Origin of the sequence: Mycobacterium sp. MYCO198283 (genome assembly GCF_021213805.1) — a bacterium.
Lineage (GTDB): Bacteria > Actinomycetota > Actinomycetes > Mycobacteriales > Mycobacteriaceae > Mycobacterium.
The window spans coordinates 340,683-363,008 of record NZ_JAJQJI010000001.1 but is presented as its reverse complement, the minus strand read 5'-3'; the positions used below and the strand labels follow the sequence as shown (position 1 = coordinate 363,008).

Annotated in this window: 22 protein-coding genes and 1 pseudogene; 13 read left to right on the top strand and 10 right to left on the bottom strand. The window is 70.8% G+C overall.

Going from position 1 to position 22,326, the window contains the following annotated elements:
• Positions 1–6: 6 nt before the first annotated feature.
• The 7 genes and pseudogenes from LV457_RS01775 (at position 7) to LV457_RS20255 (ending at position 4,130) form a co-directional block, all read left to right on the top strand.
• The gene (locus LV457_RS01775; RefSeq protein WP_232168645.1) at positions 7–501 is read left to right on the top strand and encodes a DUF6328 family protein; all 495 of its coding nucleotides are present in this window, start codon (positions 7–9) and stop codon (positions 499–501) included.
• Between the two features lie 9 nt (positions 502–510).
• Entirely contained in the window at positions 511–1,251 is a 741-nt protein-coding gene (gene cobF, locus LV457_RS01770) for a precorrin-6A synthase (deacetylating) (RefSeq protein ID WP_232168644.1), read from the top strand.
• A gap of 5 nt (positions 1,252–1,256) precedes the next feature.
• The gene (locus tag LV457_RS01765; RefSeq protein WP_308192153.1) at positions 1,257–1,640 is read left to right on the top strand and encodes a phage holin family protein; all 384 of its coding nucleotides are present in this window, start codon (positions 1,257–1,259) and stop codon (positions 1,638–1,640) included.
• 65 nt (positions 1,641–1,705) lie between these two features.
• Positions 1,706–1,948, top strand: a pseudogene (locus tag LV457_RS01760) (DNA-formamidopyrimidine glycosylase family protein); the annotation flags it as partial.
• 162 nt (positions 1,949–2,110) lie between these two features.
• Positions 2,111–2,569 carry a zinc finger domain-containing protein gene (locus LV457_RS01755; protein ID WP_232169190.1) on the top strand — a complete coding sequence of 153 codons (459 nt, stop codon included), beginning with the start codon at positions 2,111–2,113 and terminating at the stop codon, positions 2,567–2,569.
• Positions 2,570–2,609: 40 nt separating this feature from the next.
• Positions 2,610–3,359 carry an SDR family oxidoreductase gene (locus LV457_RS01750; protein WP_232168643.1) on the top strand — a complete coding sequence of 250 codons (750 nt, stop codon included), beginning with the start codon at positions 2,610–2,612 and terminating at the stop codon, positions 3,357–3,359.
• Positions 3,360–3,722: 363 nt separating this feature from the next.
• Complete coding sequence (locus LV457_RS20255) at positions 3,723–4,130, top strand: hypothetical protein (RefSeq protein ID WP_374198716.1); 408 nt, start codon at positions 3,723–3,725, stop codon at positions 4,128–4,130.
• Positions 4,131–4,305: 175 nt separating this feature from the next.
• Here the strand turns inward: LV457_RS20255 and pgi are convergent, their stop codons facing one another.
• A complete protein-coding gene (gene pgi, locus LV457_RS01740; protein ID WP_232168641.1) occupies positions 4,306–5,976 on the bottom strand; it encodes a glucose-6-phosphate isomerase in 1,671 nt (556 codons plus the stop codon).
• 34 nt (positions 5,977–6,010) lie between these two features.
• Between pgi and LV457_RS01735 the strand changes: the two genes are divergently transcribed.
• A complete protein-coding gene (locus LV457_RS01735) occupies positions 6,011–7,459 on the top strand; it encodes an NAD-dependent succinate-semialdehyde dehydrogenase (protein WP_232168640.1) in 1,449 nt (482 codons plus the stop codon).
• Between the two features lie 13 nt (positions 7,460–7,472).
• Here the strand turns inward: LV457_RS01735 and LV457_RS01730 are convergent, their stop codons facing one another.
• Positions 7,473–7,769 carry a chorismate mutase gene (locus LV457_RS01730; RefSeq protein ID WP_232168639.1) on the bottom strand — a complete coding sequence of 99 codons (297 nt, stop codon included), beginning with the start codon at positions 7,767–7,769 and terminating at the stop codon, positions 7,473–7,475.
• 202 nt (positions 7,770–7,971) lie between these two features.
• Between LV457_RS01730 and pcrA the strand changes: the two genes are divergently transcribed.
• Positions 7,972–10,317 (top strand): DNA helicase PcrA, encoded by a 2,346-nt coding sequence (pcrA, locus tag LV457_RS01725; protein WP_232168638.1) that lies wholly within the window; start codon positions 7,972–7,974, stop codon positions 10,315–10,317.
• On the opposite strand, the gene LV457_RS01720 is transcribed toward pcrA, so the two are convergent.
• From LV457_RS01720 to LV457_RS01710, 3 genes are read right to left on the bottom strand one after another with little or no spacing between them, the layout of a single operon-like run.
• Positions 10,314–10,994: a hypothetical protein gene (locus tag LV457_RS01720; protein ID WP_232168637.1), complete on the bottom strand. Its 681-nt coding sequence runs from the start codon at positions 10,992–10,994 to the stop codon at positions 10,314–10,316. The two genes, pcrA and LV457_RS01720, sit on opposite strands and share 4 nt — an antisense overlap.
• A gap of 45 nt (positions 10,995–11,039) precedes the next feature.
• Positions 11,040–11,636, bottom strand: coding sequence for a hypothetical protein (locus LV457_RS01715; RefSeq protein WP_232168636.1), 597 nt, complete (start codon positions 11,634–11,636; stop codon positions 11,040–11,042).
• Positions 11,637–11,647: 11 nt separating this feature from the next.
• Positions 11,648–12,646 carry a M23 family metallopeptidase gene (locus tag LV457_RS01710; RefSeq protein ID WP_232168635.1) on the bottom strand — a complete coding sequence of 333 codons (999 nt, stop codon included), beginning with the start codon at positions 12,644–12,646 and terminating at the stop codon, positions 11,648–11,650.
• A gap of 306 nt (positions 12,647–12,952) precedes the next feature.
• Between LV457_RS01710 and sucC the strand changes: the two genes are divergently transcribed.
• From sucC to LV457_RS01695, 3 genes are all read left to right on the top strand, one after another.
• Positions 12,953–14,119, top strand: coding sequence for an ADP-forming succinate--CoA ligase subunit beta (sucC, locus tag LV457_RS01705; protein WP_232168634.1), 1,167 nt, complete (start codon positions 12,953–12,955; stop codon positions 14,117–14,119).
• A 21-nt stretch (positions 14,120–14,140) separates the two neighbouring features.
• Positions 14,141–15,058 carry a succinate--CoA ligase subunit alpha gene (sucD, locus tag LV457_RS01700; RefSeq protein ID WP_232168633.1) on the top strand — a complete coding sequence of 306 codons (918 nt, stop codon included), beginning with the start codon at positions 14,141–14,143 and terminating at the stop codon, positions 15,056–15,058.
• Positions 15,059–15,154: 96 nt separating this feature from the next.
• The gene (locus LV457_RS01695; RefSeq protein WP_232168632.1) at positions 15,155–16,687 is read left to right on the top strand and encodes an acetyl-CoA acetyltransferase; all 1,533 of its coding nucleotides are present in this window, start codon (positions 15,155–15,157) and stop codon (positions 16,685–16,687) included.
• 64 nt (positions 16,688–16,751) lie between these two features.
• On the opposite strand, the gene LV457_RS01690 is transcribed toward LV457_RS01695, so the two are convergent.
• The 5 genes from LV457_RS01690 to LV457_RS01670 form a co-directional block, all read right to left on the bottom strand.
• Positions 16,752–17,591 carry a hypothetical protein gene (locus LV457_RS01690; RefSeq protein WP_232168631.1) on the bottom strand — a complete coding sequence of 280 codons (840 nt, stop codon included), beginning with the start codon at positions 17,589–17,591 and terminating at the stop codon, positions 16,752–16,754.
• A 104-nt stretch (positions 17,592–17,695) separates the two neighbouring features.
• Complete coding sequence (locus tag LV457_RS01685; protein WP_232168630.1) at positions 17,696–18,544, bottom strand: LLM class F420-dependent oxidoreductase; 849 nt, start codon at positions 18,542–18,544, stop codon at positions 17,696–17,698.
• Positions 18,545–18,575: 31 nt separating this feature from the next.
• Complete coding sequence (locus LV457_RS01680) at positions 18,576–19,172, bottom strand: sortase domain-bontaining protein (RefSeq protein WP_232168629.1); 597 nt, start codon at positions 19,170–19,172, stop codon at positions 18,576–18,578.
• Positions 19,169–20,020 (bottom strand): DUF4397 domain-containing protein, encoded by an 852-nt coding sequence (locus tag LV457_RS01675; protein WP_232168628.1) that lies wholly within the window; start codon positions 20,018–20,020, stop codon positions 19,169–19,171. Before LV457_RS01675 ends, LV457_RS01680 begins: the two co-directional genes overlap by 4 nt.
• A 28-nt stretch (positions 20,021–20,048) precedes the next feature.
• Complete coding sequence (locus LV457_RS01670) at positions 20,049–20,957, bottom strand: hypothetical protein (RefSeq protein ID WP_232168627.1); 909 nt, start codon at positions 20,955–20,957, stop codon at positions 20,049–20,051.
• A gap of 132 nt (positions 20,958–21,089) precedes the next feature.
• Here LV457_RS01670 and sfnG point away from each other — a divergent pair, with 132 nt between their 5' ends.
• Complete coding sequence (gene sfnG / locus LV457_RS01665; RefSeq protein ID WP_232168626.1) at positions 21,090–22,220, top strand: dimethylsulfone monooxygenase SfnG; 1,131 nt, start codon at positions 21,090–21,092, stop codon at positions 22,218–22,220.
• The last annotated feature ends 106 nt before the right edge of the window (positions 22,221–22,326 follow it).

Sequence of the window (22,326 nt, the reverse complement as noted above, 5' to 3'; positions counted from 1 at the left end):
CAGCACATGGACGCCGACGACCCCGGACAGCGGTGGTCCGCCGACCGGTCCGAGACGCCGACCGAGCGGCTCGACCGCAACTGGGCGAACCTGCTGCAGGAGACCCGCGTGGTGCAGACCGGCGTGCAGCTGCTCACCGGCTTCCTGCTGACGCTGCCGTTCCAGCAGCGGTTCGACCGGCTGGACGGACACCTGCGGCTGACCTTCCTGCTGACCGTATGGTGTGCCATCGGCTCGACGGTGTTCCTCGTCGCGCCGGTGGCGATCCACCGCCTCGTGTTCCGGCGGCGACTGCTCAAGCAGCTGGTGTCGACGTCACACCGCTTCGCGCTGGTCGGCATCACGCTGCTGGGCGGTGCGCTGGTGGGCGTGACGATCGTGGTCGTCGACATGGTGCTCGACGAGACGGTGGCGTTCGTCTCCGGCGGCGTGGTGCTGGCCGCCGAGGTCGTGTTGTGGCTGGCGGTGCCGCTGGCGATCCGCCGACGCGCCAACCACTAACCTGCGCCAGTGCGCACCATCCACGTCATCGGCATCGGGGCGGGCGATCCGGAGCACGTGACCGTCGCGGCCGTCCGCGCGCTCAACGCCACCGACGTGTTCTTCGTGATGGACAAGGGCGACGCGAAAGCCGACCTGGTGGCGCTGCGTCGCACCATCTGCGAGCGCTACGCCGGCCAGCGGGACTACCGGTTCGTCGAACTCCCGGACCCGGCCCGCGACAGCAGCGACGACTACCGCCGCGACGTCGCGCAATGGCACGCCGCCCGCGCGCGGGTGTGGGCCGAGGCGATCACCGCCGAGCTCGGCGGCGACGGGGTGGGCGCGTTCCTGGCGTGGGGCGATCCGTCGCTCTACGACAGCACCCTGCGCATCCTCGAGGCGGTCGCCGAGCACGTCGACTTCCGGCTGGACGTCGTCCCCGGCGTCACCGCGATCTCGGCGCTCACCGCCCGGCACCGCATCCCGCTCAACGAGATCGGCGAACCGGTGCTCATCACCACCGGCCGCCGGCTGCGGCAGGACGGGCTGACCGGCAGCGCGGTCGTCATGCTCGACGGCGACTGCGCCTTCCGGCTGTGCGCTGCACAGACCCGCATCTGGTGGGGCGCCTATCTGGGGCTGCCGGGCGAACTGCTGATCTCGGGCACCGTCGGCGAGGTCGGCGAGCGCATCGCCGACGCGCGCGCCGCGGCCCGTGCCCGGCACGGCTGGATCATGGACATCTACCTGCTGCGCTCGGCAGACTGACCACCGTGACGTTCCTGCTGCGGGCCGCCGTGACCGGCGTCGCAATGTGGGTGGTGACCTGGCTGGTGCCCGGGATGTCCTTCGTCGGGGCCGACGGCACCGTGCAGAAGGCCGGGATCGCCTTCGTCGTCGCGCTGGTGTTCGGCGCGGTCAACGCGGTGATCAAGCCGATCGTGGCGCTGCTGGCCATCCCGCTCTATGTGCTGACGCTCGGCCTGTTCCACGTCGTCGTCAACGCGCTGATGCTGTGGATCACCTCCTGGATCACCCGCCACACCACCGGCTGGGGCCTGCAGCTCGACGACTTCTGGTGGACGGCCATCTGGGCGGCGATCGTGCTGTCGATCGTCAGCTGGCTGCTCTCGCTCGTCCTGCCCGATCCGGACTGACATCGCGGCGTGGCCCAACCGGCGGACGGGCGGTGCGCAGCGATCCGTTCCCGCACACTGGTGCCATGCCCGAGTTACCCGAGGTCGAAGCGCTCGCCGACCACCTGCGCCGCCACGCCGTCGGCCGGACCGTCGGCCGCGTCGACGTCGGCGCGCTGTCCGTGCTGAAGACATTCGACCCGCCGCTGTCCGCGCTGCCGGGCCGCGAGGTCACCGGCGCGGTGCGCTGGGGCAAGTACCTCGGCCTGCAGGCCGGCGAGCTGTTCCTCATCACGCACCTGTCCCGGGCGGGCTGGCTGCGCTGGTCGGACAAGCCGGCCGCCGCGCCGCTGCGGCCCGGCAAGGGCCCGATCGCGCTGCGCGTCCATCTCGGCACGCCGGGACAAGCGCCCGGTTTCGACCTCACCGAGGCCGGCACCCAGAAACGGCTGGCCGTCTGGCTGGTGTCCGATCCGGCGGCCGTTCCCGGCATCGCGTCGCTGGGGCCCGACGCGCTGTCGCTGGGGCCCGACGACTTCGCCGCGGTGCTCGCGGGCCACACCGGCCGCATCAAGACCGTGATCACCGACCAGAAGGTGATCGCCGGCATCGGGAACGCCTACAGCGACGAGATCCTGCACGTGGCGCGGCTGTCGCCCTTCGCGACCGCCGGCAAGCTCACCGACGCGCAGCGCGCCGCCCTCTACGACGCGATGGTCACCGTGCTCACCGACGCCGTCGAGCGATCGGTCGGCCAGCAGGCCGCGACGCTCAAAGGCGAGAAGCGATCCGGGCTGCGGGTGCACGGCCGCACCGGCCTGCCGTGCCCCGTCTGCGGCGACACCGTGCGCGAGGTGTCCTTCGCCGACAAGTCCTTCCAGTACTGCGCCACCTGTCAGACCGGCGGCAAGGTCCTGGCGGACCGCCGGATGTCCAAGCTCCTGAAGTAGCCGCGGCTTGACAGCTGTCGAGCGTCGCTATCCTGCTCGAATGACTCGGCAGAAGATCCTCATCACCGGTGCGAGCTCGGGCCTCGGCGCGGGCATGGCCCGGCAGTTCGCCGCCAAGGGCCGCGACCTGGCGCTGTGCGCCCGCCGCACCGAGCGGCTCGAGGAGCTGAAGGCCGAGCTGACGGCGCGGTATCCGGGCGTCAGGATCGCGGTGGCCGCGCTGGACGTCAACGACCACGACGCGGTGCCGACCGTCTTCGAGGCGCTGTCCGACGAGCTCGGCGGCATCGACCGGGTGATCGTCAACGCCGGCATCGGAAAGGGCTGGCCGTTGGGTGAAGGCAAGCCGTGGGCCAACAAGGCCACGATCGAGACCAACCTGGTGGCCGCGCTGATCCAGATCGAGACCGCGTTGGCGATGTTCAAACGCGCCGGCGCCGGACACCTCGTCCTCATCTCCTCGGTGCTCGGGAACAAGGGGGTGCCGGGCGTCAAGGCCGCCTACGCCGCCAGCAAGGCCGGCCTGACGTCGCTGGGGGAGTCGCTGCGCGCCGAGTACGACAAGGGCCCCATCCGGGTCAGCGTCATCGAGCCGGGCTACATCGAGTCCGAGATGACGGCGAAGTCCGCCACCACCATGCTCATGGTCGACAACGACACCGGCGTGCGGGCCCTGGTCGCCGCCATCGAGCGCGAGCCGGGCCGGGCCGTCGTGCCCGCGTGGCCGTGGCTGCCGCTGGTGACGCTGATGCGGGTGCTGCCGCCGCGGCTGACGAAGCGGTTCGCCTGATCGACCGGGGCAGCACCCGACGGCGAACCGGCGGTCGGACGCCCGCTAGGGACAACTCGCCGCGTTACACGGCCGTTATCCGTTTTGATCGCCCCTGGTTGTGGTAAGGAATCGACCATGGTGGTGAAACGAACGAAGATCCCGATGTTCTTGGCAGGTGTGGCCGCGGCCGCAATCGCCGCAGCCCCGATCGCCGCCGCCGGCGGTCCCTCGGGGTGTATCGACCCCGACGGCACGACCTGTGGTGCCGCTCCGGCGCCCGTGCCGGCTCCCGGCCCCGCGCCCGCCGGTGTCGCCGGCCCGGGTGGCGTGTCCGGCGCGGTCCCCGGCGGCCCGGCGGGCGCGGCGGGTCCGGGTGGCGCGGTGGCATCGGTCCCGGGTGGTCCGGCCGGCGCGGTCGGCCCGGAGGGTGCTGCGGGCTCCATCCCCGGCGGCCCGGCGGGCGCGGCGGGTCCGGGCGGCGCGGTGGCATCGGTCCCGGGTGGTCCGGCGGGCGCGGCGGGACCGGGCGGCGCAGTGGCCTCGGTCCCGGGTGGTCCGGTCGGCGCGGCCGGCCCGGAGGGCGCCGCGGGCTCCATCCCCGGCGGCCCGGCCGCCGCAGCCGGCCCCGAGGGCGTCTCCGGCACCACGAACCCCGGCGGGGTGGCCGGTGCCGCGGGCCCGGCCGGCGCCTCGGCCAACGTTCCCGGCGGTCCGAGCGGCCAGGCCGGTCCCGGCGGCGCCAGCGGCTGCATCCCCGGCGTGGGCTGCGCCGCCGCCCCGGTGGGCTGACACACCGATCCCTCAACCTGTCCGTTCCGCCCCGGCCACCTCACGTGGCCGGGGCGGACTTCTGCGGTGGCGTCCCGCTCGCGGCGGCTCATGCCGGTCGACCTCGCTCCGCTCGGCTCATGCCGGTCGACCTCGCTCCGCTCGGCTCAGGCCGGTCGACCTCGCTCCGCTCGGCTCAGGCCGGTCGACCTCGCTCCGCTCGGTAGTGCCGCACCAGTGCGTCCGTCGACGAATCCGATTGCGGCGGCGGCGCGTCGTCGCCGGTGATCACCGGCAGCAGCGCCTTGGCCTGCGTCTTTCCGAGCTCGACGCCCCACTGGTCGAACGAGTCGATGCCCCAGATCGCACCCTCGGTGAACACCTGGTGTTCGTAGAGGGCGATCAGCTGGCCGACCGCCGACGGGGTCAGCTTCGTCGCGAGAATGCTCGTGGTGGGGCGGTTCCCGGGCATCACCTTGTGCGGGACGACGTTCGGCGGCGTGTCCTCGGCTTCGATCTCGTCGGCGGTCTTACCGAACGCCAGCACCTGGGTCTGCGCGAAGAAATTGCTCATCAGCAGGTCGTGCATGCTGCCGGTGCCGTCGGCGGTGGGCAGGTCGTCGGTCGGTTGGCTGAAGCCGATGAAGTCCGCCGGCACCAGCCGCGTGCCCTGGTGCAGCAGCTGGTAGAACGCGTGCTGGCCGTTGGTGCCGGGCTCACCCCAGAAGATCTCCCCGGTGTCGGTGCTGACCGGGCTGCCGTCGGCGCGCACCGACTTGCCGTTCGACTCCATCGTCAGCTGCTGCAGGTAGGCGGCAAAGCGCGCGAGGTCGTTCGAGTAGGGCAGCACCGCGCGGGACTGCGCGTGGTGAAAGTTGTTGTACCACAGCCCGATCAACCCCAGGAGCACCGGCGCATTGGACTCCAGCGGCGCGGTGCGGAAGTGCTCGTCGACCACATGGAAGCCGGCGAGGAATTCGGCGAACCGCTCGCGGCCGATCGCCGCCATGACGCTCAACCCGATGGCGCTGTCCACCGAGTACCGGCCACCGACCCAGTCCCAGAAGCCGAACATGTTGGCGGTGTCGATGCCGAAGTCGTCGACGAGGCGGGCGTTGGTCGACACCGCCACGAAGTGCTGGGCCACCGCGGCATCGCCCAGCGCCTCCACCAGCCAGCGGCGCGCGGCGGTCGCGTTGGTCAGCGTCTCCAGCGTCGAGAACGTCTTCGAGGCGACGACGAACAACGTGGTGGCGGGATCCAGTCCGTCGAGTTGCGCGACCAGATCGGCCGGGTCGACGTTCGACACGAACCGCGCCGAGATGCCGGCGTCGGCGTAGTGGCGCAGCGCGTCGTACACCATCACCGGGCCCAGATCCGAGCCGCCGATGCCGATGTTGACCACGGTGGAGATGCGCGCGCCGGTCGCGCCGGTCCACTCACCGCTGCGGAGCCGGTCGGTGAAATCGCCCATCCGGTCCAACACCTCGTGCACGTCGGCCACCACGTCTTGCCCGTCGACCGACAGCGTCGCGTCCCGCGGCAGCCGCAGCGCGGTGTGCAGCACCGCCCGGTCCTCCGAGGTGTTGATGTGCGCACCGGAGAACATGGCGTCACGCCGCTGCTCGAGGTGCGCGGCGCGGGCCACGTCGACCAGCAGCCGCAGCGTCTCCCGGGTGACGCGGTGCTTGCTGTAGTCGATGTAGAGGTCGCCGACCGTCACCGTCAGCTCGGTGCCCCGAGCCGGGTCGTCGCGGAAGAGCTGCCGCAGCGTGGTGTCGCCGAGGTCGTCGCGGTGGCGGGCGAGGGCCTGCCACGCCGGGGTGGCCGTGATGTCGAGGACGTCGGGAATCGGCTGCTCGGTCATGGCCCGACCTTAGTGCGGGGAGCATGATGGAGGCATGGACAGCAGCGCAGTCTTGAAGGCAGTGCCCACCGGCCTGTGGATCGGCGGCGAGGAGCGGCCGGGCTCGAAACAGTTCGATGTCCACGACCCGGCCACCGACGAGGTGCTGGTCTCCGTGGCCGACGCCACCGCCGACGACGCGATCGCCGCGCTGGACGCCGCCGTCGCCGTGCAGGCGCAGTGGGCAGCCACCCCCGCCCGCACGCGCGGCGAGCTGCTTCGCGCGGTGTTCGAGGCGATCACCGCCCAGGCCGACGACATTGCGACGCTGATGACGCTGGAGATGGGCAAGGTCGTCGCCGAGAGCAAGAGCGAGGTGACCTACGGCGCCGAGTTCTTCCGCTGGTTCGCCGAGGAGGCGGTCCGCATCGACGGCCGCTACCTGCGCGCTCCGGCGGGCAACGGCCGCATCCTCGTCACCAAGCAGCCCGTCGGCCCGTGCTACGCGATCACCCCGTGGAACTTCCCGCTCGCCATGGGCACCCGCAAGATCGGTCCGGCGCTGGCGGCGGGCTGCACGATGATCGTCAAGCCGGCGCAGGAGACCCCGCTGACCATGCTGTACCTCGCGAAGCTCATCGACGAGGCGGGGCTGCCGAAGGGCGTGCTGTCGGTGCTGCCGACCAGCGACGCCGGCGCCGTCACGAAGGCGCTCGTCGACGACGGCCGGCTGCGCAAGCTCACCTTCACCGGTTCGACCGGCGTGGGCAAGGCGCTGGTGAAGCAGAGCGCCGACAAGCTGCTGCGCACGTCGATGGAGCTCGGTGGCAACGCGCCGTTCATCGTGTTCGACGACGCCGACATCGACGCCGCCGTCGACGGGGCGATGCTGGCGAAGATGCGCAACGGCGGCGAGGCGTGCACCGCCGCCAACCGCTTCCACGTCGCCAACGCGGTGCGCGAGGAGTTCACCGAGAAGCTCATCAAGCGGATGAGTGAGGTGCAGACCGGTAACGGCCTCGACGAGTCGGCGACGCTGGGACCGCTGATCAGCGCCAAGCAGGTGAACAAGGTGGCCGAGCTGGTCGAGGACGCCGTGCAGCGCGGCGCGCAGGTGGCCGTCGGCGGCGAGCGGCCGACCGGGCCGGGCAACTTCTATCCCGCCACCGTGCTGGTCGACGTCCCCGGCGACGCCCGGATCCTCAAGGAGGAGGTGTTCGGGCCCGTCGCGCCGATCACCGGCTTCGACTCCGAGGACGAGGGCATCGCCGCCGCCAACGACACCGAGTACGGGCTGGCGGCGTACGTCTACACGCAGTCACTCGACCGGGCGCTGCGCGTCGCCGAGGCCATCGAATCCGGGATGGTCGGCGTCAACCGCGGCGTCATCTCCGATGCCGCGGCACCGTTCGGCGGCATCAAGGAGTCGGGTTTCGGCCGCGAGGGCGGATCCGAGGGCATCGAGGAGTACCTCGAGACGAAGTACGTCGCGCTGACGCCCTGATGCCCGGGCCGGCCTAGTGCCCCAGGCGGCCGCGGCCCAGGCGGAGCAGCAGCATCGCGAGCTCCTTGCCCTCGACGCCCAGCTCGCTGAAGCGTTCGATCACCTTCATCTCGCGGCTGTGCACCAGCCGGGGGCCGCCGGAGGCCATGCGCGCCTTACCGATCGTGCGGGACACCTCGGTGCGGCGCTTCACCGCGGCGAGGATCTCGGCGTCGAGCCGGTCGATCTCCTGACGGAGGCTGTCGATGTCGAGCGGCTGTTCGGTGGTGGTCATCTCGGTGTTCTCCCTGTGTGATGGTTCAGGTCTCATCGCTTCCGGGCCTCACACAAGAAATGAGCCCCGGATCCGATGCGGACCCCGGGGCTGTGGTGAGCAGCTACGCCGCGGGTACCGCCGTCCGGTACCCGTAGAAAAATCGGCGTGACTGCGTGCTGAGCACGGTGAAGAGTCTGCCACTCGCGCATTCCGTTGGCAAAAACCTGTCGGTGTGCGGCGGTAGATTGGGTCCGACATGAGCGTGCACCTGACCGAGTCTGCGGCGCCGGCCGCGGCCGACGATCTCCTCGACGGCCTCAACCCCGAGCAGCGGCGCGCGGTGCTGCACCAGGGCACGCCGCTGCTCATCGTCGCCGGCGCCGGTTCGGGCAAGACGGCAGTGCTCACGCGCCGCATCGCCTATCTGCTGGCGGCGCGCGACGTGGGCCCGGGCCAGGTGCTGGCCATCACGTTCACCAACAAGGCCGCGGCGGAGATGCGTGAGCGCGTGGTGCAGCTGGTCGGTCCGCGCGCCAGGAACATGTGGGTGTCCACGTTCCACTCGATGTGCGTGCGGATCCTGCGCAACCAGGCGTCGCTGCTGCCCGGGCTGAACTCGAACTTCTCCATCTACGACGCCGACGACTCCCGCCGTCTGCTGATGATGATCGGCAAGGACATGGGGCTCGACACCAAGCGCTACACCCCGCGGCTCCTCGCCAACGCCATCTCGAACCTCAAGAACGAACTCGTCGCCCCGCAGGACGCGGTGGCCCACCTGGGCGGCGGCGAGGACCGCAGCGAGCTCACCGGCATCGTCGCCGACGTCTACCGCGAATACCAGCGCCGGCTCCGCGCCGCCAATGCGCTCGACTTCGACGACCTGATCGGCGAGACGGTCGCGGTGCTGCAGTCGTTCCCGAACATCGCGCAGTACTACCGGCGCCGGTTCCGGCACATCCTGGTCGACGAGTACCAGGACACCAACCACGGGCAGTACGTGCTGGTGCGCGAATTGGCCGGGCATGCAGCCGATCCCGAGGACACCGTCGGGCCCGCCGAGCTGTGCGTGGTCGGTGACGCCGACCAGTCGATCTACGCGTTCCGCGGCGCGACCATCCGCAACATCGAGGACTTCGAGCGCGACTACCCCAACGCCACCACGATCCTGCTCGAGCAGAACTACCGGTCGACGCAGACCATCCTCAACGCCGCCAACGCGGTGATCGCCCGCAACGCCGGGCGCCGGGAGAAGCGGCTGTGGACCGACAGCGGCGACGGCGAGCTGATCGTCGGCTACGTCGCCGACAACGAGCACGACGAGGCGGCGTTCGTCGCCCGCGAGATCGACGCGCTCGCCGACCGTGGCGAGATTACGTACAACGACGTCGCGGTGTTCTACCGCACCAACAACAGCTCGCGGTCGCTGGAAGAGGTGTTCATCCGCGCCGGCATTCCCTACAAGGTGGTTGGCGGCGTCCGGTTCTACGAGCGCAAGGAGATCCGCGACGTCGTCGCGTACCTGCGGGTGCTCGACAACCCGGGCGACTCGGTGAGCCTGCGCCGCATTCTCAACACGCCGCGCCGCGGGATCGGCGATCGCGCGGAGGCGTGCCTGGCGGTGTACGCCGAGAACGCCGGGGTGTCGTTCTACGACGCGCTGGTTGCGGCCGTCGGGGGCAAGGTGCCCATGCTCAACACCCGTTCGGAGAAGTGCATCGCCGCGTTCGTCGAGATCCTCGAGGGGCTGCGCGAGCGGCTGCACCAGTCGACGGGCGATCTCGGCGACCTGGTGGAGGCGGTGCTCGACCGCACCGGTTACCGCGCCGAGCTGGAAGCGTCGAGCGACCCGCAGGACCTGGCGCGGCTGGACAACCTCAACGAGCTGGTGAGCGTCGCGCACGAGTTCAGCACCGACCGGGCCAACGCGGCGGCGCTCGCCGAGGATTCCGTCGACGAGGACGTGCCGGACACCGGTGAGCTCGCTGCCTTCCTGGAGCGGGTGTCGCTGGTCGCCGACACCGACGACATCCCCGAGCACGGCGCCGGCGTCGTGACGATGATGACGCTGCACACCGCCAAGGGCCTGGAGTTCCCGGTCGTCTTCGTGACCGGCTGGGAGGACGGCATGTTCCCGCACATGCGGGCCCTCGGCGACCCGGCCGAACTGTCCGAGGAGCGGCGGCTCGCCTACGTCGGCATCACCCGCGCACGCCAGCGGCTGTACCTCAGCCGGGCGAAAGTCCGGTCGTCGTGGGGCCAGCCGATGATGAACCCCGAGTCGCGGTTCCTGCGGGAGATCCCCCAGGAGCTGGTCGATTGGCGTCGCTCCGATCCCGCGCCGGGGCGCAGCGCACCGCTCACCGGCACCGCCCGGTTCGGGGCCGACCACAGCAGGCGGCCGTCGCCGTCACGCGGCGCGCCGCGAAACCGGCCGCTGATGGTGCTCGAGCCGGGTGACCGCGTCAGCCACGACAAGTACGGCCTGGGCCGCGTGGAAGAGGTGTCGGGCGTCGGCGAGTCCGCGATGTCGCTCATCGACTTCGGCAGCTCGGGGCGGGTGAAGCTGATGCACAACCACGCCCCGCTGCAGAAGCTCTAATACCGCCCGAACGGCGGCCCGGGCGATGGCGGCGCCGACAGGCACCACCGCCGCGTCGCCGGCAGCAGCGCCAGCACGCCCGTCGCGATCGGGAAGATGATCATCACGGCGGAGATGCCGATGCTCAGCGTCAGCAGGGGGCCGAGGTCGACTCCGACGTCGTACCGCGCGCTCAGGTCCCTGGCCCATTTCACCGCGGCCGCCGCGAACCCCAGGCTCACGAGCTGGATCAGGACGGCTGCGCCCGCGGCCGCCGCCACGACGACGCGGCCGTTGAGCCGGCGCCGCACCAGTTGCACACCGCCGAAGACCAGCGCCACGGCCAACACGAGCTGAGCGATCGACACGATGATTCCCGTCGGCGCCAACCAGGCGGGGTACTCGACGCCGTAGGCGCCGCGCGGCTCTCGGAGTGAGGCAACGCTGACGAAGCCGTCGACCGCACTCAGCACGTTGGCCAGCGCGCCGAGAAAGCTGAGCACGGCCGCGACGATCGCGGTGGCGCCGCTGGCAGGCGGGTTGGGCGGCCCGTACGGATAGCCGGGCGGCGGACCGTACGGATAGGCCGGCGGCGGACCGTACGGGTAGCCGGTGTGACGGGGCTCGGGCGCCTGCCAGCCACCCGGCTGCCAGCTACCCTGGTGCGGCGGCGGACCGCCCTGATCCCAGGGATTCATGCCACCGGCTCCTCGTCCTCGCGTGTCGCGCTCACGGTAGTGGGTTCATCCGGCGGCGCACCACCGGCGCGTCGCCGGCAGGGCCACCAGCACCGCGGCGAGCACCGCGAACACCGGTGCCAGGTAGACGATCCACGCGATCTCGGCGCCGGCGATGAAGATGCCCGCGAAGATGAGCAGCGTGACGGCCGCGGCTGCGCCGATCAGGTACCGGCCGCTGCCCTGCCGCAGCAGCACCGCGACGACGCCGGTGATGGTCGCGGCAGCGACGATCGCGATGAGAAAGCCCACGGCGACACAGAACAGTGTGTCGGTCTGCCACCAGCCGGTGATCAGGTCGGTGGCGAACACCGCCGCCACCCAGCCGTTCAGGATCGCCGCAGCCGACGCGGCGATCGCCGTGCCGGCGCTGGGTGGCCGGGTGACGTCCGGGTCGATGAGGCCGGTGGGGACGTCGTCGATGTCCGCTGCGATGAGGCCGGTGGGCGGTTCGTCCGGGCTGACCGGAAAAGCGCCGGTCGGGTGGCGGCGGATGATCGTCGGGCCGGTGGGATGGCGGCGCAGGATGCCGGTCGGCGGATCGGCGCCTTCCCCGTCGTCATCGCCGGAGGTGACATCGGCCGACGGGTCGTCGGTGCTCACCGGAGTCGGCGTCAGCCGGTGAGAGCGCCGAGCCCGATGCCGCGCTTGGCCAGCCACGGCTGCGGGTCGACGCGATCCGTGCCGTTCAGCATGACCTCGAAGTGCAGGTGCGGGCCGGTGGAGTTGCCGCGGTTGCCCATGGTGGCGATCTGGTCGCCCGCCATGACGCGCTGGCCGATGCTGACGTTCCACGAGTTGATGTGGCCGTACAGCGTGACCGTGCCGTCGGAGTGGCGCAGCTTGACCCAGGCGCCGTAGCCGGCGGTCGGGCCGACGTCGATCACGACGCCGTCGGATGCGGCGAGGATCGGGGTGCCGATGGAGTTGGCGATGTCGACGCCGGCGTGCAGGACGCCCCAGCGGTAGCCGAAGCCCGAGGTGAAGATGCCCTTCGTCGGCATCACGAACAGCGGGCGCTGCATGCGGGCCTCGCGCTCGGCGCGCTCCTGCGCGAATGCCACCGCCTTCTGGAGCTCTTCGGTGTGCGCCGAGGAGCTCGAGGCGACAGTCACCACCTGCACGCCCATGCTGGACTTCGCGATGGGTTTGCCGGCCGCAACGGTGTCGTCGGCGGCGACCACGGCTTCCGTGGACGACGTGTCGTCACCGGCGGTCATCGAGTGTGCGGCGGCCGCGGCGGCGCCCGCGGCCATCGCTGCGATCAGCAGCCGGCCCTTACCGGCCGAGGTGGCGGCGGGCTTGCGGTGGTGACCGCGCTGAATGGGCACGACGTCGGTGATCTCGTGACCGTGCGACCGGTACGGGTGCGGATCCTCGTGGTCGGCCTCCGCCCGGAACCGGGCGGGAACGTCGAGTCGCAGCGGCCGCAGATCGTCGGTGTCGTCGAGGTCATCGAGTTCCGGGGCGTGGACCACCGCGGACTCGTTCCCGAATGCGGTCTGCTGGGCGAAGTCCGCGTCCTCGAGGCCGCCGAACTCGTTGAACGGGATGAGCTCGGTGATGTCGTCGTCGAAACGGGTGTCCCAGCGGTCTGGTTCACGTACGGCCATCGAACCCCGGTGAGGGGTGCGGCTCGAACGATGTTGCGCCAACCCGGACAATCCTTCTGACTCGTGACCAGAACGTTATCTACGTCCCGGTGACGGTAACCAACCGTTGCGCGGGTAAGCAAGCGGGGATCTGAAACCGGCTCCGGATGTGATGTGAATCACTCGACGCCGTCGCTGTACTACCGCCGGTGAGTTCTACCACAGGACCGGTGGCCGGTGACAATCGCGACATCCGCTGTGGATATGGTTCCCCCGAGTATCGGAAGCCAAACCGTCGACGACGACAGACAGGGACTACTCGAGCACATGGACCTCTTCGAGTACCAGGCGAAAGAACTGTTCGCCAAGCACAACGTTCCGACGACGCCCGGCCGCGTGACCACCTCCGCCGAGGACGCGAAGGCCATCGCGGAGGAGATCGGCAAGCCGGTCATGGTCAAGGCGCAGGTGAAGGTCGGTGGTCGCGGCAAGGCCGGCGGGGTGAAGTACGCCGCCACCCCCGACGACGCTTTCGAGCACGCGCAGAACATCCTCGGCCTCGACATCAAGGGTCATGTCGTGAAGAAGCTGCTGGTCGCCGAGGCGAGCGACATCGCCGAGGAGTACTACATCTCGTTCCTGCTCGACCGCTCGAACCGCACCTACCTGGCGATGTGCTCGGTCGAGGGCGGCATGGAGATCGAAGAGGTGGCCGCCACCAAGCCCGACCGGTTGGCCCGCATCCCCGTCGACGCCACCACGGGTGTCGACGAGGCATTCGCCCGCGAGATCGCCCGGCAGGGCCACCTGCCCGACGAGGTGCTGGACTCGGCGGCGGTCACGATCGCCAAGCTGTGGGAGGTGTTCACCAAAGAGGACGCCACGCTGGTCGAGGTGAACCCGCTGGTGCGCACGCCGGACGATAGGATCCTCGCGCTCGACGGCAAGGTGACGCTCGACGCGAATGCCGACTTCCGCCATCCCGAGCACGCCGAGTTCGCGGACCGCGACGCCACCGACCCGCTGGAGCTCAAGGCCAAGGAGAACGACCTCAACTACGTCAAGCTGGACGGTCAGGTCGGGATCATCGGCAACGGCGCCGGGCTCGTCATGTCGACGCTCGACGTCGTGGCCTACGCCGGCGAGCGCCACGGCGGCGTCAAGCCCGCGAACTTCCTCGACATCGGTGGCGGTGCCTCGGCCGAGGTGATGGCCGCCGGGCTCGACGTCATCCTGGGCGACGAACAGGTCAAGAGCGTGTTCGTGAACGTCTTCGGCGGCATCACCGCCTGCGACGCGGTGGCCAACGGCATCGTCAACGCACTGAAGATCCTCGGCGACGAGGCGAACAAGCCGCTGGTGGTCCGGCTCGACGGCAACAACGTCGAGGAGGGCCGCCGCATCCTGGCCGAGGCGAATCATCCGCTGGTGACCGAGGTCGGCACCATGGACGAAGCCGCCGACAAGGCCGCCGAACTCGCCGCTCGGGCTTGAGGGCCGGGAAAGGAACCTGAAATGTCGATCTTCCTGAACAAGGACAGCAAGGTCATCGTCCAGGGCATCACCGGCGGTGAGGGCACCAAGCACACCAAGCTGATGCTCAAGGCCGGCACCCAGGTGGTCGGCGGCGTGAACGCCCGCAAGGCGGGAACCACGGTGTCGCACCAGGATTCGCAGGGCAACGACGTCGAGCTGCCGGTGTTCGGATCGGTGGCCGAGGCGATGAAGGAGACGGGCGCCGACGTGTCGGTGGTCTTCGTGCCGCCGAAGTTCGCCAAGGACGCCATCATCGAAGCCATCGACGCCGAGATCCCGCTGCTGGTCGTCATCACCGAGGGAATCCCGGTGCAGGACACCGCGTATGCGTGGGCCTACAACCTCGCCAAGAGCGGTGGCGAGGGGGCCCCGAAGACCCGCATCATCGGGCCGAACTGTCCGGGCATCATCACCCCCGGCGAGGCGCTGGCCGGCATCACGCCCGCCAACATCACGGGGCCCGGCCCGGTGGGCCTGGTGTCGAAGTCGGGCACGCTGACCTACCAGATGATGTTCGAGCTCAACGACTTCGGCTTCTCCACCGCCATCGGCATCGGCGGCGACCCGGTGATCGGGACGACGCACATCGACGCCATCGAGGCCTTCGAGCAGGACCCCGACACCAAGATCATCGTGATGATCGGCGAGATCGGCGGGGACGCCGAGGAGCGCGCCGCCGACTACATCAAGGAGCACGTGACCAAGCCGGTCGTCGGCTATGTCGCCGGCTTCACCGCGCCCGAGGGCAAGACGATGGGCCACGCCGGCGCCATCGTGTCGGGCTCGTCGGGCACCGCGGCGGCCAAGAAAGAGGCGCTCGAGGCGGCCGGGGTGAAGGTCGGCAAGACGCCGTCGGAGACCGCCGCGCTGGCCAGGGAGATCCTGCAGAGCCTGTAGCGGACTGGAACATGTTCCAGTTCGGGCGACCCCGCGTCGCTCCGGCCGCCCCCGGACCATTAGCCTGACGAATTAACAGTCGTCGGGAGGTTTGTCATGCAGCTCGATCCGCGGACACCGGTGGTCGTCGGCGTCGGTCAGTTCACCGAACGCGTCGACGACGCCGGCTACCGCGGCATGTCGGCGGTCGACCTGGCGACCGCGGCCACCCAGGCGGCGCTGGCCGACACCGGCGCGTCCGTCGGTGCGGTGGCAACGGCCATCGAGGTGTTCGCCGGGCTGCGGCAATTCGAGATCTGCACCCCGTTCGCCGATCCGCCGCTGGGTGCCTCGGACAACTACCTGCGGTCGGTGGCCCGGCGGATCGGTGCCGACCCGGCGCGCGCGGTGCTCGAGCCCATCGGCGGCAACAGCCCGCAGAAGCTGATGACGGAGTTCGCCGGTGCCATCGCGGCGGGCGAGGTCGAGGTGGCGCTGATCGTCGGCAGCGAGCCCGGCTCGACGACGAAGTACTTCGCGAACCGCGACGACAAGCCGGATTTCACCGAGCACGTCGGCGGCCAGCTGGAGGACCGGGGCTACGGCTTCGAGCAGTACATGAGCGACTACACCGTCGCGCACGGCCTGACGGGCGCACCCGTGCAATACGGCCTGCTGGAGAACGCCCGGCGGGCGGCGCTGCGCCTCGGGGTCGCCGAATACCGGCGCGAGATGGCGGAGCTGTTCGCACCGTTCTCGGCGGTGGCGGCGAAGAACCCCTACTCGGCGTCGCCGGTGGAACGGTCGGTCGACGAGATCGTCACGGTGACCGACCGCAACCGGATGATCTGCGATCCGTATCCCCGCCTGCTGGTCGCCCGGGACACCGTGAACCAGGGCGCCGCCGCGATCGTGATGTCGCTGGCCGCCGCCCGCCGGCTCGGGGTGCCCGAGGACAGGTGGGTGTTCCTGCGCGGGCACGCCGACCAAACCGAACAGCCGCTGCTCGACCGCGCGGAGCTGGGCGTCAGCGTGTCGGCGAAACAGGCTGTCGCGGAGGCACTTCGGGTCGCCGGGATCGGCATCGACGACGTCGCGACCTTCGACCTCTACAGCTGCTTCCCGTTCCCGGTGTTCGCGGTGTGCGACGCATTCGGGTTGGCGCCGCACGACCCGCGCGGCCTGACGCTCACCGGCGGGCTGCCGTACTTCGGCGGGCCCGGCAACAGCTACTCGCTGCACGCGATCGCCGAGACCGTCGCCGCCATGCGGGAGCGGCCCGGCGCGTTCGGGCTGGTCGGCGCGAACGGTGGGGTGATGAGCAAGTATTCGGCGGGCGTGTATTCGACCGAGCCCGGCGACTGGGCGGCCGACCGCAGCGCGGAGCTGCAGGCCGACATCGCGGCGCTGCCGAAGGTTCCGGTGACCCGCCACGTCGACGGCCGCGGCACCGTCGAGACCTATTCGGTGCGCTACGACTGGCCCGTCCGCACCGGCATCATCATCGGCCGACTCGACGCCGACGGGTCGCGGTTCATGGCGGTCAGCGAGGACGAGGAGCTGGTGGCGGTGCTGAGCGACGGCGACCCCCTCGGCGCGTCGATCGCCGTGACGGCTGCCGGCGACAAGAACGTCGCGACGCTGGCCTGACGTTCGACAACCACCGCCGAACGTAACGCCACGGCGGTCAGCGGCCCGTATTTGCGCCGCTGCGTTACGTTCGGCGAGCGAATGCCGCCTTGACGCGCCGGATCACCGTCGCCTCGGTGTCTGCGGAGGTGATCCGGACGACGATCCACCCGGCCTCGGTCATCGCCTCGAGGCGTCTGATGTCCTTCGCGAACTGTCTCCGGTCGAGGCGGTGATGCGCACCTTCGTATTCGAGGGCGATCGCACGCTCGGGCCAGCCGAGATCGGCTTGTGCGATGACGACGCCGTACTCGTTGCGGATCAGCACCTGTGTCTGCGGCCGCGGAAGCCGGTGCCGGATGACCACCAACCGGAGCCAGGTCTCGCGCGGCGACTCCGCGCCGCCGTCGGCGAGGTCGAGCACCGGGCGCACCCGCCGGATGTTGCGCCGCCCGCGATAGCGCTCGACGAGCGGTTCGACGTCCACCGGCTTGAGGTGGGTGGCGCGCAGCAGGGCGTCGACAGCGGCGACGGCGCGGTGAAGGGGCAGGCGCGACGCGAGGTCGAGCGCCGTGCGGGCAGGGGTGGTGACGGCCATGCCACCGATGGCGGTGATCTCGTCGGGCTCGATGCTGTCGGCCCACACCCGGATGCCCGCGGTCGGTCGTCGATTCGAGTCGATGATGGTGGCAGGTTCGGTGGCGTCGATCCACCGGGCGCCGTGCAGCGCCGACGCCGACCATCCCGCGAGCACCCCGCGGCGACGGGACCGCAGCCACGCGGCCTGCGCGTTGACCGTCGGCGTCCTCGCCACACCTGACGGCAGGTAGACGTCCTGGTGCATGCGGACGCAGCCGTGCCGCAGCTGGTGGCAGGTCACCCTGCCGGCAACCAACGCCTCGCTGCCGAGGAACGGTTCGGTCATGTCGGCAGTTTGCGCGGGCGCACCGACACGCCGCCGAACGTAACGTCACGGCGGTGAACCGCTAGGAATCCCGCCGCTGCGTTACGTTCGGCGCGTCCACAGCGTCAGACCAGCGCGGCGAGCTTGCCCGCGAGTCGCTCGACGTAGCCGGCGACCTCGGCCTCGGACCTGTCGGGCAGGCCGAACAGCACCTCGGTGACGCCGAGATCGGCCCAGTGCGCCAGCTTCTCGGCGTCGGGCTTGAAGTCCAGCGCGACGATCTGCGGCGCCCCGTCGCGGCCGGCGGCCGCCCAGCTGTCCTGCAGCTGCTTCACCGGCGCGTCGATGTCGACGTCGCGCGGCGTGGTGATCCAGCCGTCGGCGGACTTGGCGATCCACCTGAAGTTCTTCTCCGTGCCGGCGGCGCCGACCAGCACCGGGATGTGTGCCTGCACCGGCTTCGGCCATGCCCAGCTCGGCCCGAACTGGACGAATTCGCCGTCGTAGGACGCCTCTTCGTGCGTCCACAGCGCCCGCATGGCCTCGAGGTATTCGCGCAGCATTGTGCGCCGGCGGCCGGGCGGCACGTTGTGGTCGGCGAGTTCGTCGGTGTTCCAACCGAATCCGACGCCGACGCTCACCCGGCCGCCGGAGAGGTGGTCGAGGGTGGCGATGGTCTTGGCCAGCGAGATCGGGTCGTGTTCGACGGGCAGCGCGACGGCCGTCGAGAGCCGCACCCGCTGGGTGACCGCGGCGGCGGTTCCCAGCGACACCCACGGGTCGAGGGTCCGCATGTAGCGGTCGTCGGGGAGGGTCTCGTCGCCCGTCGTGGGATGCGCCGCCTGCCGCTTCACCGGGATGTGGGTGTGCTCCGGGACGTAGAAGGTGGTGAAGCCGTGGTCGTCGGCGAGCTTGGCCGCCGCCGCGGGGGTGATGCCGCGATCGCTGGTGAACAGTACGAGGCCGTAGTCCATGGCAGGATTAGAACGTGTTCTAGTCCGAACATCAAGGGGACCCCTGGTCGTCCAGCCGGGCGGTGACGATGAGGTTGTCGCGGTAGCTGCCGCCGGCGAATGCGCCGGTGCAGGTGATCAGGCGCAGCTGCGGCAACGGCGTCGGGCCGTACACCGCGGCGGTGGGGAAGGCGTCCTTGGGCGCCGTCGTCACCGTCTCCACGACGAACCGCGTCCTGCCCCGGTCGCTGGTCAGCTCGATCTCGTCGCCCGGGCGGAGGTCGTGCAGCCGGTAGAACACGGCCGGCCCGCCCACCCGCGAGTCGACGTGACCGACCATGACCGCCGGCCCGCGTTCGCCCGGCACGACACCGTCGGCGAACCAGCCGGCGTCGTTCCAGTCGGACGGCGCCGGCAACTCCCCGTCATCGCCGGCGCGCACCCGCTCGACGTCGGCGGCGACCCCGATGGCCGGGATCTCGATGCGCCGCGGCGCGCCCGACGGGCCGGTGCCGACGTCCGCCGCGACGGGCACGACCGAGATTCCCGCCGGCTCGGGCGCGGGCGCGTGCACGCTCCAACTCAGCGCGAGGCAGGCACCCGCGGCAGCCGCCGTCAGCCACTGCGCCGACTGCAGCCGCGCCGTCACGGGCGGGCGGTACGCCGAACCGCGGCAGCGGTCAACGCCACCGCGAGCGCGACCGTCAGCGCCGTCACGCCGAACAGCACGGGGTGGGACGCACCGGCCATGGCGCCGCCGCCGGCGTCGACCGGCCCGCTCGGCGGTGCCGACGCGCCGACGGCGTCGGGCAGCGTGCGCAGCACCAGACCGGTCTGCGGGCTGTCCAGCAGCACCATGGTGTTCACCTGCCCGGCCTGCAGCGTCACCGTCGCCGTCGCCGCCGGTTGCGTGGCGCCCGACGGTGTCGCGGTCACCGGCCAGCTGCCGGCCGGCACCGAGGTGTAGTCGGTGGTGGTCGTGAACGGCAGCGCGGTGGCGAACGTCGGGCCGCCGGCGGCAGCGATGTCGGCCTTCGGCGCCGACGCTGCGGCCTGCACGACCCGCACCCGAGCCTGGCCCGCGGGCGGTGGGGTGAGGTCGTCGGCGAGCACCCTGCCCTCGAGGGATTTGTTCATGCCGATCGCCAGGGCGGTGTACGCACCGCCCGGCTTGGCGTCGAGAGTCCAGGTGATGGCCGGCGGTGTCGACGGGTCGGCGCCCGCCGGCCGCATCCCGATGGTGTACTGCCCCGGCTGCAGGGACTGGTAGTCGCTGACATCGCCGTAGCCGACGTCGGAGAGCGCCAGCGTGGTGGTGCCGCCTGAGAAGCTCGTGAGGTAGACGTCCACCGACGGGGTGTCCGGCGAGAAGTGGGCGCCGCGCACCGACGCCGTGGCGCCTGCTGCGGGCGTGGCGGCGGCGGGGGCAACGCTGATTGTGAGCAGGGCGGCGCAGCCCACCACGCTCGCGGCCGATCGCCTCAGTTGATGACGCATGACGGGCTCCTTCGTTCGGGCAAATCGCTTACTTCACCGCCGGGACCGGCGTGGAACTCAACGGCCAATGCAGTCGGATGGCACCGTTCTCCCGCACGGTCACCTGGTCGGGCCGCAGCGCCTCGCCCAGCGCGCCGAGCTGACGGGTGACCGGCGCGGGATCGGTGACGTACACCGTCACCTCGCGGCTCGGTGTTCCGGCGGCGGCTTCGGCCGGCACATCCGACACCGTGTCGACGGTGACGTGGCGGACGGCGGCGAGGGCGGAGAGCACCGCGGTGACCCGCAGGTCGACCTCGCCGCGTTGCAGCCTGTCCGCGACCTGCTCGGTCACCGTTATCCCGGGGTTGGCGCTCAGCGCCACACCGGCGCGCACCCGATCGGCCAACTCGCTGCGCTGTCGTCGCACCAGCTCCTGCGGTGCCACGTCGCCCTCGATCTGGCGTACCTGCAGCCGCTCGAACAGCGCGACCGGAACCGAGGACGGCCACACCGACGCCACAACGCTGTCCGACGGCACCGAGGTGCCGGTCTCGACCGTCACGAGATAGTCGAAACTGCGCCAGGTCTGGCCGGCCGAGGCGACCGTGGCCGCGGGGAACCCGGCGGGCGGGTTCACCCGGTCGACGAGTATCCGGCTGCCGGTGGGCAGGCTGTCGGCGAGCCAGGCATGAGCGGCGGCATCCGACGTCGCGTCGGCGGACACCGGCGCCGGCTGGGCGGGCGTGGCGGTCCGGTGCGTGAGCAGCACACCGGCGCCCACCAGCACCGCGGCCGCCACGGCGACCGCCGGGACGACGGCGTGCAGCGGGAGCGGGCGCCGCGCCGCTGCCGGAACGCGATGCCTCCCGGCTGACCGGCCCACCGCCGGCCCGAGCGCAGCCGCTCGCCGGTAGTGTGCCGGCCGCTGGGGACGGCCGGGGACCACGTCGACCATCGCTCACCCCTCTACCGAGGGCGGATGTCCGATTGACGGCTGCGTCAAACCTGCTGGCGCGGCGAACGCGCGTTTAATTCAGGGCAAGCTTTACGGGCGACACCACGGGGGCGGCGCTGGTGGACTTCCGCCATGTCCACCGAGCGCATCGCAGAGCACGTCAAGTTCGCCTACTGGGTTCCCAACGTCAGCGGAGGCCTGGTCACCAGCGACATCGAACAGCGCACCGACTGGGGCTACGACTACAACGTCCGGCTGGCGCAGACCGCCGAGCGCAACGGCTTCGAGTACGCGCTGAGCCAGGTGCGCTACGAGGCGAGTTACGGCGCCGAGTACCAGCACGAGTCGACGAGCTTCAGCCTCGCCCTGCTGCTGGCCACCGAGCGGCTCAAGGTGATCGCCGCGGTGCATCCGGGGCTGTGGCAGCCCGGCGTGCTGGCCAAACTCGGCGCAACCGCCGACCAGCTGTCGGGCGGCCGGTTCGCCGTCAACGTCGTGTCGGGTTGGTTCAAGGACGAGTTCACCCATCTCGGCGAGCCCTGGCTGGAGCACGACGAGCGGTATCGGCGCAGCGCGGAGTTCCTGCAGGTGCTCCGCAAGATCTGGACCGAGGACGACGTGGACTTCCGCGGCGACTTCTACCGCATCCACGACTTCACGCTCAAGCCCAAGCCCGTCAACACGCCCGAGCGCCCCAACCCGGAGCTGTTCCAGGGCGGCAACTCGACCGCCGCCCGGCGCAACGGCGGGCTCTACGCCGACTGGTACTTCTCCAACGGCAAGGACTTCGACGGGGTGACCGAACAGATCGTCGACGTCCGCGAGCACGCCCGCACCGTGGGTCGCGAGGTCCGCTTCGGGCTCAACGGCTTCATCATCGCCCGCGACACCGAGCGCGAGGCCCGCGAGACGCTGCGGGAGATCGTCGCGAAGGCGAACCGGCCCGCGGTCGAAGGGTTCCACGCCGCGGTGCAGCAGGCCGGCAACTCCACCGGCGACAAACGCGGCATGTGGGCCGACTCCTCGTTCGAGGATCTGGTGCAGTACAACGACGGGTTCCGCACCCAGCTGATCGGCACACCCGAGCAGATCGCCGAGCGGATCGCGGCCTACCGCAAACGCGGCGTCGACCTCATCCTCGGCGGCTTCCTGCACTTCCAGGAGGAGATCGAGTACTTCGGCGCCCGGGTCCTGCCGCTGGTCCGGGAGATCGAGACGGCCGAGCGGGAATCGGCGGCGCGACCGGTGCTGACGTCGGCGTGACGGCCGACGACGGGTGTTCGCTGTCGGGCGGGTGCGCTAGCGTGGTTCCGCGTCCGGTCTGAGGACGACGTTCGCCCTGAGTCCGGTGACGGCCCCCGCCCGATAA